The organism is Falsiroseomonas oryzae (assembly GCF_027856955.1).
Taxonomy (GTDB): Bacteria; Pseudomonadota; Alphaproteobacteria; order Acetobacterales; family Acetobacteraceae; genus Falsiroseomonas; species Falsiroseomonas oryzae.
On sequence record NZ_JAPSMD010000081.1, the window covers coordinates 1 to 16,462 of the forward strand.

General features: G+C 73.0%; 17 protein-coding genes and 1 tRNA gene. 9 read left to right on the forward strand and 9 right to left on the reverse strand.

The window, feature by feature from the left end:
- From OZN99_RS10750 to OZN99_RS10770, 5 genes are all read left to right on the forward strand, one after another.
- Window positions 1-427 (forward strand): YHS domain-containing (seleno)protein (locus OZN99_RS10750; RefSeq protein WP_333779731.1); only part of this gene is annotated, 427 nt, incomplete at its 5' end.
- Window position 428: 1 nt separating this feature from the next.
- The gene (locus tag OZN99_RS10755) at window positions 429-1,079 is read left to right on the forward strand and encodes a sigma-70 family RNA polymerase sigma factor (protein WP_270935214.1); all 651 of its coding nucleotides are present in this window, start codon (window positions 429-431) and stop codon (window positions 1,077-1,079) included.
- Window positions 1,076-1,723 (forward strand): DUF1109 domain-containing protein, encoded by a 648-nt coding sequence (locus tag OZN99_RS10760; protein ID WP_270935215.1) that lies wholly within the window; start codon window positions 1,076-1,078, stop codon window positions 1,721-1,723. Before OZN99_RS10755 ends, OZN99_RS10760 begins: the two co-directional genes overlap by 4 nt.
- A 3-nt stretch (window positions 1,724-1,726) precedes the next feature.
- On the forward strand, window positions 1,727-2,347 hold the full coding sequence (locus OZN99_RS10765) for a glutathione S-transferase family protein (RefSeq protein WP_270935216.1): 621 nt from the start codon (window positions 1,727-1,729) through the stop codon (window positions 2,345-2,347).
- 14 nt (window positions 2,348-2,361) lie between these two features.
- On the forward strand, window positions 2,362-3,945 hold the full coding sequence (locus tag OZN99_RS10770; protein ID WP_270935217.1) for an ABC transporter substrate-binding protein: 1,584 nt from the start codon (window positions 2,362-2,364) through the stop codon (window positions 3,943-3,945).
- A gap of 97 nt (window positions 3,946-4,042) precedes the next feature.
- Here the strand turns inward: OZN99_RS10770 and OZN99_RS10775 are convergent, their stop codons facing one another.
- On the reverse strand, window positions 4,043-4,822 hold the full coding sequence (locus OZN99_RS10775) for an SDR family oxidoreductase (protein ID WP_270935218.1): 780 nt from the start codon (window positions 4,820-4,822) through the stop codon (window positions 4,043-4,045).
- A gap of 12 nt (window positions 4,823-4,834) precedes the next feature.
- On the reverse strand, window positions 4,835-5,752 hold the full coding sequence (locus OZN99_RS10780) for a VOC family protein (protein WP_270935219.1): 918 nt from the start codon (window positions 5,750-5,752) through the stop codon (window positions 4,835-4,837).
- 116 nt (window positions 5,753-5,868) lie between these two features.
- Between OZN99_RS10780 and OZN99_RS10785 the strand changes: the two genes are divergently transcribed.
- Window positions 5,869-6,867, forward strand: a complete 999-nt coding sequence (locus OZN99_RS10785) for a Bug family tripartite tricarboxylate transporter substrate binding protein (protein WP_270935220.1) — start codon at window positions 5,869-5,871, stop codon at window positions 6,865-6,867.
- A 17-nt stretch (window positions 6,868-6,884) separates the two neighbouring features.
- On the opposite strand, the gene OZN99_RS10790 is transcribed toward OZN99_RS10785, so the two are convergent.
- Window positions 6,885-7,091, reverse strand: coding sequence for a heavy-metal-associated domain-containing protein (locus OZN99_RS10790; protein WP_270935221.1), 207 nt, complete (start codon window positions 7,089-7,091; stop codon window positions 6,885-6,887).
- A 106-nt stretch (window positions 7,092-7,197) separates the two neighbouring features.
- Entirely contained in the window at window positions 7,198-8,625 is a 1,428-nt protein-coding gene (cls, locus tag OZN99_RS10795; RefSeq protein ID WP_270935222.1) for a cardiolipin synthase, read from the reverse strand.
- 72 nt (window positions 8,626-8,697) lie between these two features.
- Between cls and OZN99_RS10800 the strand changes: the two genes are divergently transcribed.
- Window positions 8,698-10,320, forward strand: a complete 1,623-nt coding sequence (locus OZN99_RS10800; protein ID WP_270935223.1) for an FAD-dependent oxidoreductase — start codon at window positions 8,698-8,700, stop codon at window positions 10,318-10,320.
- A 159-nt stretch (window positions 10,321-10,479) separates the two neighbouring features.
- On the opposite strand, the gene OZN99_RS10805 is transcribed toward OZN99_RS10800, so the two are convergent.
- The 3 genes from OZN99_RS10805 to OZN99_RS10815 form a co-directional block, all read right to left on the reverse strand.
- Window positions 10,480-11,436: an acetamidase/formamidase family protein gene (locus OZN99_RS10805; RefSeq protein ID WP_270935224.1), complete on the reverse strand. Its 957-nt coding sequence runs from the start codon at window positions 11,434-11,436 to the stop codon at window positions 10,480-10,482.
- A gap of 27 nt (window positions 11,437-11,463) precedes the next feature.
- Window positions 11,464-12,429: a Bug family tripartite tricarboxylate transporter substrate binding protein gene (locus tag OZN99_RS10810; RefSeq protein ID WP_270935225.1), complete on the reverse strand. Its 966-nt coding sequence runs from the start codon at window positions 12,427-12,429 to the stop codon at window positions 11,464-11,466.
- A gap of 189 nt (window positions 12,430-12,618) precedes the next feature.
- Window positions 12,619-12,693 (reverse strand) — tRNA-Gln (locus OZN99_RS10815).
- Window positions 12,694-12,932: 239 nt separating this feature from the next.
- Here OZN99_RS10815 and OZN99_RS10820 point away from each other — a divergent pair.
- Complete coding sequence (locus tag OZN99_RS10820; RefSeq protein WP_270935226.1) at window positions 12,933-14,735, forward strand: M10 family metallopeptidase; 1,803 nt, start codon at window positions 12,933-12,935, stop codon at window positions 14,733-14,735.
- 3 nt (window positions 14,736-14,738) lie between these two features.
- On the opposite strand, the gene OZN99_RS10825 is transcribed toward OZN99_RS10820, so the two are convergent.
- Together OZN99_RS10825 and OZN99_RS10830 are read right to left on the reverse strand one after the other, a co-directional pair.
- A complete protein-coding gene (locus OZN99_RS10825; RefSeq protein WP_270935227.1) occupies window positions 14,739-15,500 on the reverse strand; it encodes a creatininase family protein in 762 nt (253 codons plus the stop codon).
- Between the two features lie 65 nt (window positions 15,501-15,565).
- Window positions 15,566-16,027 (reverse strand): hypothetical protein, encoded by a 462-nt coding sequence (locus OZN99_RS10830; protein WP_270935228.1) that lies wholly within the window; start codon window positions 16,025-16,027, stop codon window positions 15,566-15,568.
- An 88-nt stretch (window positions 16,028-16,115) separates the two neighbouring features.
- Here OZN99_RS10830 and OZN99_RS10835 point away from each other — a divergent pair.
- The coding region (locus OZN99_RS10835; RefSeq protein ID WP_408611821.1) for a WD40 repeat domain-containing protein at window positions 16,116-16,462 on the forward strand (347 nt) is incomplete at its 3' end.

Consider the following 16,462-nt stretch of genomic DNA (forward strand, 5'->3'; position numbering starts at 1 on the left):
GGCCTTGCCGGCCCTGCTGCTCGCCGTGCCGACGCGCGCCACCGCCTGGCCGCGCCGCGTGAACCACGCCGGCGGCATCGCGCTGCGCGGCTTCGACACGGTCGCCTGGCACGAGGAGGGCCGGCCGCGCGCCGGCAATCCCGACATCGCGGCCGAATGGGCCGGGGTCACCTGGCACTTCGCCGACCGCGCGCATCGCGACCGCTTCGCCGCGACGCCCGACGCCTTCGCGCCGCGCTACGGCGGCTTCTGCGCCTTCGGCGTCGCGCGCGGCTACAAGGTGGATTTCGACCCGGACGCATGGCACATCGCGCAGGGCAGGCTCTACCTGAACTACGACCGCGGGGTGCAACGCCAATGGCTGCGCGACATCGCCGGCAACATCGCGCGCGCCGAGACCAACTGGCCGCGCCTGGCGGATGCGTGACGTGCCGGACGGCGCCCTCGCGCTCGGCCTGCCTGTCACGCCGCGCATGAGCGCATCGACCGCCGCGCGGGACGTGCAGGATGCGCGCTGGTCCGCGCTGATGGCCGCCGCGCAGGCCGGCGACGGTGCTGCCTACGAAACCCTGCTGCGGGAGGCGACGCCGCGCATTCGCATGCTGTGCCGCGCGCGCATCCGCAACCCGGCGGAGGTCGAGGACGCCGTGCAGGACACGCTGCTGACGCTGCACATGCTGCGCCACACCTACGACCCAACACGCCCGTTCGGCCCGTGGCTCGCCGCCATCGCCATGCGCCGCGCGGTGGATCGGCTCCGCCGCCACGGCCGCACCGCGGGCCGCGAATCGCAGATCGACGACCTGCCGGAGGCCGCCGCCGCGGTGCAGCCGGATGCCGAGCAGCGCCTTGCCGCGCGCCATCTGCGCGATGCCGTCGCAGCATTGCCGGAAAGCCAGCGCACGGCGCTGCGCCTCGCCAAGCTGGAGGATCTGCCGCTGGCGGAGGCCTCGGCGCGCTCGGGACTCAGCGTCGGCGCGCTGAAGGTGGCGACACACCGTGCCATGCAGTCGCTGCGGCGCCGCTTCGGCGTCGAGGAGCCTGCCGCGCCGAAGCGCGGCCGGCGCGAGGGGGAATGACCATGCGGACGGACGACCTGATCCGCCAGCTCTCGACCGGCCTCGTGCCGGTGCGCCGCGTCGCGCCGCCCTGGCGCACCGCGCTCCTCTGGCTCGCGCTCGCCACGCTGCTGGTCGGCGGCGCCGTGGCGCTGCACGGCTTCCGGCACGACATCGCGCAGCGCGTGATGCTGATGGAGGAGCAGGTGAACCTGGCAGCCGCGCTGCTGACCGGCATCGCCGCCGCCTTCGCCGCCTTCCAGCTCGCTCTGCCGGACCGCAGCCCGCGCTGGGCGCTGCTGCCGCTGCCCTTCGCCGCGCTGTGGCTGTCGGGCCTGGGCTGGGGATGCCTGCGGGACCTCGCGCAGCAGGGCTGGCCGGCGCTTTCCACCAGCTTCGGCTGCATGCGCTTCATCATCGGCTTCGGCGTCCCGCTGACCGCGGCCATGCTGTGGATGGCGCGCCACGCCGCGCCGATCCGGCCCGGGCCCGTCGCTGCGCTCGGGGGGCTGGCCGCGGCCGCGATCGCCTCGGTCGGGCTGTCGCTGATCCATCACCTGGACGCCGCGGCGATGGTGCTGATCTGGCACGGCGGCTCCATCGCGCTGGTCACCGCCGCATCCTGGTTGTTCGGCGCGCGCGCCCTGCGCGCCGCGGGGCCCTGAGCGATGCGGCGCTTCTACGGCTGGGCTACGCCCAATTCCCAGCGCGTCTCCATCCTGCTCGAGGAGCTCGGTCTGGCGTACGAGGTGCGCCCGGTGAACATCCGCGCCCGCGAGCAGTTCGCGCCCGAGATCGTCGCGCTGAACCCCTATGGCAAGATTCCGATCCTGGTCGAGGACGACCAACCGCCGCTGTTCGAGAGCGGCGCCATCCTGCTGCACCTGGCGGAGACGCAGGGGCGCTTCCTGCCGCGCGACGGCGCAGCGCGGGCGGAGACGCTGGCCTGGCTGATGGTGGCGCTGACCTCGCTCGGCCCCTTCACCGGCCAGGCGCATCACTGGACGGCGCTGGCGCCGGAGAGGCCGGAGGCCGCGCGGGCGCACAGCGTCGCGCTGGTCGATCGCGTCTACCGCCTGCTGGATGCGCGGCTCGGCGCGGTGCCGTTCCTGGCCGGCAGCGAATACTCCATCGCCGACATCGCGGCCTATCCCTGGATCGCGAAGCACCATTGGGCGGAGATGCGGCTTGAGGACCGGCCGCATCTCGCGCGATGGTTCGCCTCGGTGGGCGCGCGGCCGGCCGTGCAGCGCGGCATGCAGGTGCCGGCCGGCGCACGGCTCGACTGAACGGGAGGGAACGGATGAACAGGCTCGCGACGCTCGCTGCAGTGCTCACGCTGGGTGCGCTGCCCGCGCTCGCGCAGACCGTGCCGGAAACCCGCATCCTGCGCGTGGTGCCCAACGCCGACCTGCAGACGCTGGATCCCATCAACACCACCGCCGGCGTGGTGCAGAGCCATGCGCACATGGTGTACGATCAGCTCTTCGGCCGCGACGCGCAGCAGCGCCCGCAGCCGCAGATGGTCGAGCGCTTCGAGACCAGCGCCGACGGCCTGACCTGGCGCTTCACCCTGCGCGAGGGCCTTGCCTTCCACGACGGCCAGCCCGTGACCGCGGAGGACGTCGTCGCCTCGCTGCGGCGCTGGGCCGCGCGCGACCCGCATGGCCGGCAGATCGCCGCGATCACCGAGAGCCTGGCGGCGGAGGCCGATGGCCGCACCGTGCTGTGGCGCCTGCGCCGGCCCTATGCGCTGATGCTCGACGCGCTGTCGAAGCCCGCGGGCAACATGCCGGCGATCATGCCCGCGCGCATCGCCGCCACCGATCCCTTCACCAACATCCAGGACACCATCGGCAGCGGGCCCTTCGTCTTCGACCGCCCGGGCTGGATCCCCGGCAGCCGCGTCGTCTACCGCCGCAACGAGGCCTACCGCCCGCGCGCCGAGCCCGCCTCAGGCACCGCCGGCGGCAAGCGCGTGCATGTGGACCGCGTGGAATGGCTGAACATCGCCAATGCGCAGACCGCCGCGCTGGCGCTGATGCAGAACGAGGTGGACTTCGTCGAGACGCCGGGCGTGGACTTCCTGCCGCAGCTGCGCCGCCGCAACATCCGCATCGAGCGGATCAACGCCCTGGGCTTCCAGGGCATGATCCGCATGAACCACCTGCACCCGCCCTTCAGCGACCCGCGCGCGCGGCAGGCGCTGATCTACCTGGCTGACCAGAACGAATACCTGCAGGCGATGTTCCCGGACCCGTCGCTCTACCAGGTGTGCCACGCCTTCTTCGTCTGCGGCTCCCCGCAGGAGACGCAGGCCGGCGTGCCGCAGGGCATCGGCCGCAACATGGACCGAGCCCGTCAGCTGATCCGCGAGAGCGGCTATGACGGCCGCCCCATCGTCATCATGGACCCGACCGACAACCCCTTCATGCATGCCGCGACGCTGGTGCTGGCGCAGCAGCTGCAGCAGGCTGGCATGCGCGTGGACGTGCAGGCGATGGACTTCGCCGCCATGGCGACCCGCCGTCCGAACCGGCGGCATCCCTCGGAAGGCGGGTGGGATTTCGGCCTCACCTTCTGGAACGGCCTCGGCGCCTCCGACCCCGTCGGGAACGTGCCGATGCAGGCCAGCTGCGACCGCGCCTGGCCGGGCTGGCCCTGCGACGAGCGGCACCAGGCGCTGATCGATGCCTTCCCCTATGCCGCGAGCGCGGAGGAACGCACGCGCATCCTGACCGAACTGCACGAGAGCGCCTATCGCGTGGTGCCCTACCTGCCCTTCGGCCAGTGGTTCCTGCCGGTCGCCTACAGCCCGCGCCTGTCGGGCGTGCTGGGCATGCCCGGCATCATCATCATGTGGAACATCGAGAAGGCGGCGCGCTGAGGGCGCGCCGCCATATCGTTATGCGTTCTCGGTGACCCGGGAACGCCTTCAAACGCCAGCGCGCGTCGCCATCGGATCACTGGAAACGCTCGCCGCCTCACATCGTCCCGCGATAGGCGCCGCCGTCCAGCAGCACGTTCTGCCCGGTCATGTAGCCGGCATGCACGCTGCACAGGAAGGCGCAGGTCGCGCCGAACTCCTCGATGGTGCCCAGGCGGCGCATCGGCGCCTCCTGCAGGCGCTTCGCCCACATCTCCTCGAAGGGGCGGCCTTCCTTCTGCGCGCGCGCGACCACGACCTTGCGGATGCGGTCGGTGTCGAAGGGGCCCGGCAGCAGGTTGTTGATGGTGACGCCCGTGGGTGCCAGTTCCCGCGACAGGCCGGCGACGAAGCCGGTCAGGCCGCCCCGCGCGCCGTTCGACAGGCCCAGCACGCCGATCGGCTCCTTCACCGCGCTCGAGGTGATGTTCACCACGCGGCCGAAGCCGCGCTCCACCATCGCGGGGATGCAGCGCTTCATCAGCTCGATGGCGGACAGCATGTTGGCGTCCAGCGCGGCGATCCAGTCCTGCCGCGTCCAGTCGCGCCAGTCGCCGGGCGGCGGGCCACCGGCGTTGTTGATCAGGATGTCCGGGTCCGGGCAGGCGGCGAGGGCGCGGTCCCGGCCTTCCTCCGTCGTGATGTCGGCGACGACGGTGTGCACGGTTGCGCCGGTCTGCACGCCGATCTCCGCCGCCGCGGCGGCCAGCGCCTCCGCGCCCCGCGCCAGGATGGTGACGCGCACGCCCTCCGCCGCCAGCGCCATGGCGCAGCCCTTGCCGAGGCCCTTGCTGGCCGCGCAGACCAGCGCGGTGCGCCCGGTGATGCCGAGGTTCATGCGTAACTCTCCCTACAGATCCAGCAGATGGCCATCGGCCGGGAAGCGGAACAGGTCCTGCGTGCGTTGCACCCGCGCACTCGGCCCGGGCGTCAGGCCCCAATGGTCCACGCGGCCCGGCGGCCATTTCCACTTGTCGGGCATGCCGGTCGGGTAGCTCTCGTCCACCTGCTGCATCTCCGCCGTGTATTCCAGCGGCAGTTCCTCGGGCCCGACGAAATAGGCGAAGACGTTGTTGCCCGGCCCGTGGCGCCCAGGGCCCCATTCGATGGGATAGCCGTGGTCGCGCATCCGCCCGATGCCCAGCATCAGCGCTTCCATGTCGGCCATCTCGAAGGCGATGTGGTTCAGCGTCGCCGCCGCGTTGAAGCCCAGCACCAGGCTGTGGTGGTCTGCGTTGCAGCGCAGGAAGCGGTGCTTGCCCGTCTGGTCCGAGAGGCGGAAGCCCAGCACGTCGCGCAGGAAGCGGAAGCTCGTCTCGTTGTCGCCGCTGTTCAGGTTGACATGCGACAGCTTCGTCGGCGCCAGCGGCGCGGTCAGCGCGCCGGCATGGTCCGCCACCTCGCAGGCCACCGCGAAGCACCGACCTTCGGGATCGCGGAAGCCGAAGCCATGCCCGCCGCCCGGCCAGGCGAAGCCGCGCGGCGCGCCGGACAGCGGCAGCCCCGCCGTGCCGATCGCCCGGTGCAGCGCGGCCACCGCATCGCGGTCCGGCGCCTCCAGCACCACGCGCAGCAGGCCCGGCCTGGGCGCGACGCGCAGCGAGAGGATGTGGTGCATGCGCCCGCTGCCGCGCAGGAACACCACGCCGTCCCGCTCCGCCACCGGCTCCAGCAGCCAGACCTCGCGGTAGAAGCGCAGCGCCTGGTCCATCTCCGTCACGCCGACATCCACCGCGCGCAGCGCGCTGATCGGCCCGGCCACCGCCATCGCCGTCCCCCCACGACCCGCGCGGGACGCTTGCCGCACCGCGCAGGCGAAACCTAGTCTGGCGCCGGCAACAAGGAAACCGCCGCGCCCGACGCGGCGGAACGGGAGAGCGGTCCATGATCCACCACGCTGCCGCCATCGGGCGGCGCAGCCTGCTGGCGCTGGCGGGCGGCGTTGCGGTCGGCACGCCGGCGCTGGCGCAGGCGCCCTCGGGCGCTGCCTGGCCGAACCGGCCGATCCGCGTCGTGGCACCTTTCCCGCCCGGCGGCCTGGCCGATGTGCTGGCCCGCTCGGTGGGCGAGGAACTGGGGCGCGCCCTGGGCCAGCCGGTGGTGGTGGAGAACCGCGCCGGCGCCGGCGGCAATGTCGGCGCGGAGGTCGTCGCCCGCAGCGCAGCCGATGGCTACACGCTGATGATGTCCTCCACCGGCATCCTCAGCATAAACCAGTTCCTCTATCCGACCCTGCCCTTCGACCCGGAGCGCGGCTTCGCGCCGATCTCCGTCGTCGCCGACATGCCGATGATGCTGGTGGTGAACCCGCGCATGCCGGTGTCCGATGCGCAGGCCTTCATCGCCATGGCGCGGGCCAATCCGGGGCGGCTGAACTTCGGCTCCGCCGGCAACGGCACCACCGGCCACCTGGCGCTGGCGCTGTTCACCGCGGCCGCGCAGGTGCGCATCCAGCACGTGCCCTATCGCGGCGCCGCGCCGGCCGTGCAGGACCTGCTGGCCGGCAACCTGGACGGCGTTTTCGACAACCCGCCCACCGTCATCCAGCACGTCCGCAGCGGCGCGCTGCGCGCGCTGATGGTCACCTCCGCCGAGCGCATGCCCTTGCTGCCGGACGTGCCCACGGCGCGCGAGGCCGGGCTGCCGGAATACGCCCCCTCCTCCTGGTTCGGCCTGGTGGCGCCGGCCGGCACGCCGGAGCCGATCCTGGCGCGGCTGCAGGCCGAGGTCGCGCAGGCCGTGCGCGCGCCGGGCATGCAGCGCCTGACGGACAGCGGCCTGCGCCTGGTCGGCAACAGCCGGGAGGACTTTGCCGCCCTCATCGTCGCGGAGCGGACGCGCTGGGGCGACGCGATCCGCCGCGACAACATCCGGCTGGAGTGAGGCCGCCGGACGCTGCTCTACGCGGCGCGGCGCTCGCTCTCCCACCCGGCAGCGATGAGCGCCGCCTGCAACGCCGCGGCATCCGCCGAGCTGCGATCCACCTCGACCTCGCGCCGCTCCAGGTCGAAGCGCAGCTCCACGGCGGGATCCACCTCCCGCAGCGTGGCGCCGACGCCCTTGGCGCAGCCGCCGCAGGTCATGTTGGCGATGTGGAACCGAAGCATCGTGTCCTCCTTCGATGGCAGGGCCCGAAGGTGGGGCTTCCCCCCGTGGCAGGGTCAAGGGGGGGAGTGCGCCGATGATACGTCCCAGGGCGCGCGACCCCGCGCGTCACAGCACCGGGCCAAGCACCGCGACCGCGTTGTTCCACAGTCGCCGCGGCAGCGGCCAGGCCGCGACCTCGGGCGCGGTGACCGGGCGGGACTGCGCGATGAAGGCGTCCTGCCGCACCCGCATCGCCGCCGTCGCTTCCGCATCGCACAGTAGCAGGTTGTTCTCGTAGTTCAGGTCGAAGCTGCGCCGGTCCATGTTGGCCGAGCCGATCAGCGTCAGCTCCCCGTCCACGGTGATGGACTTGGCGTGCAGCAGCCCGCCCTGGAATTCCAGGATGCGCACGCCGGCGGCCAGCAGATCGGCGTAGTAGCTCCGGCTGGCCGCGGCGACCGCCCAGCTGTCGTTGCGGGCCGGCAGCACCAGGGTGGTGGCCACGCCGCGCCAGGCCGCGGCGCAGATCGCCGCCTGCATCGCCTCGTCCGGCACGTAGTAGGGCGTGGTGATCACCAGCTCCCGGCGCGCCGCGTACATCAGGCTCTGGAACATCTCCGGCGTGGCGGAATGCCGCACGGTGGGGCCGCTGGCCACCACCTGCGCGGGGATGCCAGGCGGGCCTTCGGGCACCGGCTGCAGCAGCAGCGCCCCGATGTCCTCCCCGGCATAGGTCATCCAGTCGCTGGCAAACAGGTGCTGGCACTGCCGCGCCACCGGCCCCTCCGCGCGCATCACGGCATCCACCCAGGGCGCATACTTCGCCTTGATGCGGAACTCCGGGTCGGCGCAGTTCTGGCTGCCGCAATAGGCGATGCGGTTGTCGATCACCATGATCTTGCGGTGGTTGCGCAGGTCGATGCGCCCGATCGCCGCGCGCAGCACCGGGTTGCCCACCGGCAGCGCGCGCGCCAGCCGTACCCCATCCGCCTGCATCCGCGCCCAGAGCGGGCTGCGTGTCAGCAGCCGGCTGCCCAGATCGTCCACCATGGCCCGGCAGGCGACGCCCCGGCGCGCGGCCCGGCACAGCGCCTCGGCCACCCGCGTGCCGTTGCCGTCCGGCAGCCAGATGTAGAACAGCAGGTGGACGTGGTCCGTCGCGGCATCGATATCGGCGACCAGCGCCGCGATCGTCGCGTTGGAATCGGGCAGCAGCGCCACGCGGTTGCCGCCCACAGGCGCGTAGCCGCTGATCGACTGCCCCACCGCGAACAGCGCCCGGTGCCGCGCCGGGATGTCGCCCGCCAACGCCGCGTCATAGCCCGGCGCGCGGGCGGGATCGGGCAGCGCCGCCAGCACCTCCCGCAGCCGCCCCAGCCGGGACCGGCCGATGTTGGTCTCGCCCAGCAACACGTAGCCGACCATGCCGAGCACCGGCAGGCCCAGGATCACGACGATCCAGGCGATGCGCGAGGCCGGATCCCGATGCGGGCGCAGCAGCACGCGGGCGATGAAGCCGGCCTGCAGCAGGATATGGAGCCAGTAGAGCAGCATGGCGCCATCCTGCCCCGTGCCAGTCGTCCTGGCCACGGGCGTGCGCCCTCGCGCCCGGGCCGGGATTGAGGCATGCCTCGGGCCATGCAGCACGAGACGGATGCACTGGTCCTGGGCTCCGGCGCCGCAGGCCTCACCGCGGCGCTCACCGCCGGCGTGGCGGGGCTGCGCGTCACTGTGCTCGAGAAGTCCGACCGCATCGGCGGCACCAGCGCCATGTCGGGCGCCGGCACCTGGATCCCCGCCAACCACCACGCCGCCGCGGCCGGCATCGAGGACAACGCCGAGGCCGCGCTGGCCTATATCCGCGCCGCGGCGCCCGAAGGCTGGGCGGCCACCGAGGACGTGCTCTGGCAGCGCCTGGTGGAAGCCGCGCCTGCCATGCTGCGCTTCGTGGAGGCGCATTCGCCGCTGCGCTTCGCGCTGACGCCGGAAGGCGACCCGCTGCGCCACCTGCCCGGCGCCGCGCCGCGCGGCCGCATGCTCTCGCCGCTGCCGCTCAGCCGCTGGCGCGCGGGCCGCTTCGCCTTCCGCATCCGCAAGTCCACGATCCCCGAGCTGTTCACCTACCACGAGGCCGTGGAGACCGACCTCTACCACCACCCGTTCCGCACGGCGTGGCAGCTCTGGCCGCGGCTGGCCTGGCGGCTGCTGACGAACACCCGCGGCAAGGGCACGGCGCTGGTCACCGGGTTGCTGCGCGGCTGCCTGGATGCGGGCGTGCGGATCGAGACGGAAGCGCAGGCCGAGGAGCTGATCATCGATCCCTCGGGCGCCGTCACCGGCGCCGTCGTGGCGCATCGGGGCGCGCGGCACAGCATCCTCGCGCGGCGCGGCGTGGTGATCGCGACCGGCGGCTTCGAATGGGATCCGGAGATGCTGGCGCGGCACTTCCCCGGCGGCGCGGACTACCTCGGCAGTCCGGCCAGCAACACCGGCGACGGCCATCGGATGGCGGAAGCCGTGGGCGCCGCGCTGGCGCATATGGACCAGGCGACGCTGACGCCCTCTATCCCGACCCGCAAATGGGGCCGGCTGATGGCGCGTCCCGTGCCGTTCCACACCGAGCCGAACGCCATCATCGTCGATCGCGACGCGCGGCGCTTCGTCAACGAACTGCACTTCAACATCGGCGAGGCGATCGACGCACGCGATGCAGAAGGGCGCCCGCTGCGCCAGCCCTGCTGGGTGATCAGCGACGCGCGGCTGCTGGACCGCCTGCCGCCGGCGCGCTGGGCCGCGCGCGCCGATCCGGGCTGGCTGCGCCGGGCGGACAGCATCGTCGCGCTGGCCGCGCGGATCAGCCTCGATCCCGCGCAGCTGCAAGCGACGGTCGCGCGCTACAACGCGGCCTGCGCGGCCGGGCACGACGGGGAATACGGGCGTCCCTCCGCGGCCGATGTCGCGACGTCCGGCGACCGGCGCCGCCGCGGTGGCCTGGACCCCATCGTGCGACCGCCCTTCCTCGCCATGCCATTCAACCGCGCCATCCTGGGCACCAAGGGCGGCCCGCGCACCGATGCCGAGGCGCGCGTGCTGCGCCCGGATGGCAGCGTGATCCCCGGGCTGTTCGCCGCCGGCGCATCCAGCGCCAACCCGATCGGCACGCGCGGCGTCGGCACCGGCACGACCATCGGTCCCTACATGACCTGGGGTTATGTCGCGGGGCTGGCGCTGGCCCGGCGCAACAGGTGAACGGTGCCCTTCGGCGCAGCATTCCGGGTGATCCGATGGCGGCCGGCACAGCCGGCCGAGCCGCCGAATGGCGGCCGCCGCAAGTGCGGCGAAGCCAAGGCCCGCAGGGCCGCCGGCGCTTGAGGGAGCCTTTCCGAGCAACGGAAAGGCTCGACCAGATCACACGATCAGGTCCTTCCGAAGCATCCCGTGCACGCCCTTCTCGCCGTTCACCGCCTGGGTGACGCGGAAATCCACCGCCAGCGAACAGAGCTGGTAGGCATCCGCCGGCGTGATGCCGGCCCGCGCGACCAGGAAGCCGATCATCTCCCGCAGCGCCTGCTTCATTGCCAGGTCGAGATCGGCATCCATGCCCATCGAGATGAAATGCGTCGGCGTCTCCGCACGCGGGAAGCGCAGCGCCGGATCGTCACGGCCGCCGCCCTTCGCCAGCGTCAGCCGGAACCGCCCGGTGAGGCAGAGCTCCAGCGCGTTGATGCAGACCTCGCCATCGCCCTGCACGCCATGCCCGTCGCCAGCGCTGAACAACGCCCCCGGCGCGTGCACCGGCAGGAACAGCGTGGACCCCGCGACGAGTTCCTTGTTGTCCATGTTGCCGCCATGCGCACGCGGCTCGCGGGTGGATTGCAGGCCCCATTCGGGCGGCGGGGCGACGGCCATGATGCCGAAGAAGGGGCGCAGCGGCAGCGTGACGCCGCCGGCGATCGGGACGGTGGCGCTGCGCGCGGCCCGGTCCACCGGGATGAACAGGATGCGGCGGCCAGGGAACTCCTCGGGCAGCATCCCGAACAGCGGATGGTGGCCGCAATAGCCCCACTCCGCGCCGGGCTCGATGGCCTCGATGTCCACCCGCAGCATGTCGCCGGGCTCGGCCCCCTCCACCGCGACGGGGCCGGTGACGATGTGCGGGCCAAGCCGCGGCAGCTGCGCCGCATGGATCGCGGCGAGCGCGGGCGGCGTGGCGAAGCCCGAACCGGGCGGCGGCATGAATTCCGGCATGCCGGAGACGCATTGCATCTCCACCGCCTCGCCCGACCGGATGGTCAGCACCGGCGGGAAGCGCGCGTCGAACATGCCGAAGCGCACGGTATCGGGCGTGGCGGGAAGGCTGTGCATCGCGATGGGCCGTGCGCGGGCGGCGCGCTATTGCGGCGTGATGTTCGCGTGCCGCACCACCTGCCGCCACCGCTCGCGGTCGCGCTCCGCCAGCGCCGCGAAATCCGCCACCGAGCCACGCAGCGGCTCGCCGCCCTGCGCGGCGAAGGCCGCGACCAGCTCCGGCTCCGCCAGCGCGCGCTCCACCGCAGCGTGCAGCGTGGCGACCACGGCGTCCGGCGTCGCCGCCGGCGCCATGATGCCGAACCAGCCGCGCGTATCGTAGCCAGCCACGCCCTGCTCCGCCATCGTCGGGAGATCCGGCATCAGCGGCGACCGCTCGCTCGCCATCGCCAGGGCGCGCAGCCGCCCGGCCTGCACATGCGGCATCAGCGTCGGCACCACGTCGAACACCAGCTGCACGCGCCCGCTGGACAGGTCCGCCATGGCCGGCGCCGCCGCCCGGTAGGGCACATGCGTCAGCTGCACGCCGGTGAGCATCTGGAACAGCTCGCCCTGCATGTGCGAGGTGCTGCCCACGCCGGCGGAGGCATAGGTCAGGTCTCCCGGCCGCTGCCGCGCCAGCGCGATCAGCTCCTGGATGTTGGTCGCGGCCAGGTTCGGGCTTCCCGCCACCATCCCCGCCAGCGCCGCGACCAGCGCCACGGGCCGCAGGTCGCGCTGCGGGTCGAGCGGCATGTTGGCGAAGACGAAGGGGTTCACCGCCAGGATGTTGTTCGACGCCATCAGCAGTGTCGTGCCGTCCGGCGCCGCCCGCGCCACCGCCTCCGCGCCGATGTTCCCGGCCGCGCCCTGGCGGTTCTCCACCACCACGCGCTGGCCGAGGATCGTGCTCATCCGGTCGGCCAGCAGGCGGGAGATGATGTCGGTCGCCCCGCCCGCGCCGAAGGGCACGACCAGGCGGATCGGGCGGTCCGGCAGGCCCTGCGCCAGCGCGCCCGGCCAGGGGAGCGCGGCGGCGGCGACAACGGCAGCGAGGGAGCGTCGATGCATGACGTTGGTCCTCCTGTGAGCCGGACATCCCGCGCGGCGCGGCAGGTCCGCGCGCCGGTGTCCGCGCCGCCGATGGAAAGGACAGCTTCGGGCCGCGGCGGTCGCAGCGTCAACATCGAACGCCGTTCGGTCTTGCTCGCGCGGCCCGGCACCAGCGGGCGAGGCGGCAACAGGCGGCGCGACGGAGGATGGTTGGGGCGCCAGGATTCGAACCTGGGAATGGCGGTACCAAAAACCGCTGCCTTACCGCTTGGCGACGCCCCAACAGCCGGACCGGCAGGCCCGCCCCTGTAGCCCGGACCGGCGCGCCCGACAACGTGCCCGGGCGGGTCGCCGCTGCGTTGACGCATGGTCCCGTCCGTTCACCTGCGCTTCATATCAGTCCGCGTAGACGGGACCTGCGGGGCGCGCCGGCGCGCGGCCCCGAGTCCCGCAGGAGGCGGAGGCAGGCCCGGGCAGGAAGCCGGCCGCCGCGCCGGACCGCACGGGACACCCCCGACGTCATGTGCTGGCAGTGCCTGACCTCCGGGCGCCAGAGCTTCGAGGCCGTCGTCGCGACAGCGGCGCGGGCCGATGTCGTCGCGACAGCGGCGCGGGCTGATGTCGTCGCGACCGCAACGCCGGAAGCGGCCACCCCCCTGCCGACCGCGCCGCGGCTGCACCTGACCGCCACGGGCGACCTCCGGATCGACGGGCTGCTCAGCGGCTTCGCCTGGGGCAGCAACGACCCCGTCTCCTTCGCCTTCCCCGACGGCGCCGCGGACTACGAGGCCTTCTACGGTGCCTCCGAGCCCGCGCGCGGCTTCGCGCAGGTCGGCGGCGCCATGCGCGACGCCATCCGCAAGATCCTGCTCGGCGAGGCTGCCGGCGCCATCGGCGGCCCGGGCAGCCCCGGACCCTCCGTGCTCGGCCTCACGCGGCTGTCGATCGTGGAGACGACGCAGGACAACTTTGCCGATATCCGCGTCGCCCGTTCCTCCGCGCCCTCCACGGCCTGGGCCTACTACCCGAACGGGCGGGAAGGCGGCGATGTCTGGTTCGGCAGCCGCTACGCCTTCGACACGCCGCGCCTCGGCACCTACGAGTTCATGGTGGCCGTGCACGAACTGGGCCATGCGCTCGGCCTCAAGCACCCGCACGAGGTCTGGAACGGCTTCGCCGCGATGCCGCTGGAGTGGGACAACCTGGAATTCACGGTGATGTCCTACCGCTCGAAGCCGGGCGCCTCCACCGGTACGGGCTACACCAACGCCACCTTCGACTATCCGCAGGGCTGGATGATGCTCGACATCGCCGCGTTGCAGGCACTCTACGGCGCGGACTTCACCTATCGCGCGGGCGACACGCGCTATGCCTGGGACCCCAACACCGGCGAGACCGTCATCGACGGCATCGGCCAGGGCGCGCCGGGCAGCGGCAGCGTCGGCGCCACCAACCGCGTCTTCCTGACCATCTGGGACGGCGGCGGCGTGGACACCTACGACCTGTCGAACTATGCGAACGGCGTGGCGGTGGACCTGGCGCCGGGCGGCTTCTCCGTGCTGTCGGCCGCGCAGCTTGCCACGCTGGACTTCCGCGACGGCACCAAGGCGCGCGGCAACGTCTACAACGCGCTGCAGCACCAGGGCAGCAACGCCTCGCTGATCGAGAACGCGGTGGGCGGCGCCGGCGCCGACACCCTCTCCGGCAATGCGGCGTCGAACCGGCTGGACGGCGGCGCGGGCAACGACCGGCTGGACGGGCGCGACGGCGCGGACCTGCTGGTCGGCGGCGCCGGAGCCGACACGATGATCGGCGGCGCCGGCCCGGACAGCTTTGTCGTGGACAGCCCCGCCGACCTCGTGCTGGAGGCGGCCGGGAACGAGGTGGACCAGCTCGCCGTCGTCACGCCGCAGGCCGTCACGCTGCCGCCGGGCGTGGAGATCCTGCGCCTTGGCTCCGGCGCGACGACGGGCATCGGCAATGGCGGCTCCAACTTCATGGTCGGGAACGTCGACGCCAACCGGCTGGAGGGCCGCGAGGGCAACGACGTGATCGAGGGCGGCGCCGGCGCCGACACGCTGCTCGGCGGCTTCGGCGCCGACAGCTTCGTGCTGCGCCGCGGCCATGGCCTGGACCGGATCGAGGACTTCACGCCCGGCCAGGACCGCCTGGTGCTGACCGGCTTCGGGCTGACCGCGGAAGCGGCCCTGGCCCGGCTCGCCGCGGCGCCGGGCGGAATGCTGCTCGACCTCGGCAACGGCGACGGCGTGCTCTTCGCGGGGCTGGCGGCCGGCCGGCTCGCCGCGTCGGACCTGGTCCTGTAGTCCTCAGCTCCAGAGCTCGGCCCGGCCCAGCTCCTCCGCCAGCCGGCCGGACGCCGCCTCCAGCAGCCGCTCACCCTTCTCCGCGCTCGCCGCGCGGGGGTCGCCCATGACGCCGGTGTCGGTCAGCTCCACGAAGCCGCGGTGCCGCTTGAAGCCGGGCGGCGCCGGCGGCGCGAAGCGCTTCGGCACGGCGCGCGCGATGTTCGCCTCCCGCACGCAGTCCGGGTGCACCGCCATCACCATGGAGGTCTCGGCCTCGCAGGCATGCATGACGTTCTTCTGCGTCTCCAGGATGGCGCCAAAGGTGTCGGCATTGGCGTTCCAGTAGGTCACGCCCACCACCGGCACGCCAAGCTCGCGCGTCAGCACGATGGCCGCCGTGGCGATCGCCTCGACATTGCCGCCATGGCCGTTGACCAGTGCGATGCGCCGGAAGCCGTGCCGCGCGACGGAGCGCGCGATGCCGCCGACCGCAGCGCCGAAGGTCGCCTCGTCCAGCGTCAGCGTGCCGCCGAATGGCATGTGGTGCTCGGCCAGCCCGCTCCAGATGCAGGGCGTGACCAGGGCCGGCGTGCCCGCCGCCTGCAGCCTGCGCGCCGTGCGCTCCGCCACGGCGGAGGCCAGCCACATATCGGTGCCCGTCGCCAGGTGCGGGCCGTGCTGCTCGATGGAGGCGACGGGGATCAGCACCACCGTCGCCACGCCCGCGCGTGCCTGGATCTCGGCTGCCGTCAGCCTCGCCCAGGCCACCTCATCCGCCGCCATCGCCCGCCCCTCGCCTGCCGCCGATGGCGACAGGCTAGGTCGCGGCGGGCGCGGCGGCCAGACCGTCAGGCCGCCGCCGGCACCAGCCGCCGCAGGCGGTGCCGCAGCGACGCCCCCATCAGCGCCGCGCCGGCCGCCAGTGGCAGGTAGGCGAGGCCCGGATCGATCTTCACGCTGCGCGTCCCGGCGATCTGCAGGATCGTCGCGCGCACGCCGCTCCAGGCATCGATGGCGATGACGAAGCCGTAGATCGCCGGCACCAGCGCGATGACGATCGCGGCGATGGTCGCCTGCTCCGCCCAGCGGCGCAGGTTCGGCACCAGCCGCGTGGCCACCGCCGCGCCCAGCGCGGCGAAGGCGACAAGGCTCATCAGCGGCAGCTTGTCGAAGATCGACAGGCCATGCGTCGCGCCGCGGCCCTGGAACACCACGGCCGGCATGAAATAGGCCACCAGCACGCAAGCCACGCCGGCCAGCAGCAGCCCCATCTCGGCGCCGTCCGGCGCCTCCCGTTCCGTCCCGCTCATCGTCCGTCTCCCTCCATTGTCCGTCTCCCCCGGCCCATGCCGCGACATGTCCGATTGATGTCCGCCGGGTAATGAGTATCACGGTTTCGTGCAAGAACATTCGGCGCCGCGCCGCCCGACCGGCGTGGCGCTTGCGGGACGGGCGGGCTCGGGCAAGGTGCAGGCGATGCGGATCCTCGGCTGTCTTCTCCTCCTCGCCGCGACGACGGCCGTGCCGCCGGCCGCCGCGCAGGAGGCCGTGCATGGCGGCCCGGTGCGCGCGCTCGCGGTCTCCGGCCCGGCGCTGGCCTCGGCCGGCTTCGACCAGTCCATGATCGTCTGGGACCCGGAGCTCGGCCGCGCCCGCGCCGTGGTGCGATGGCATGCCGGCGCGGTGAACGCGCTGGCGCCGCTGCCGGATGGCGGCTTCGCCTCCACCGGCGAGGACGGGCGCGT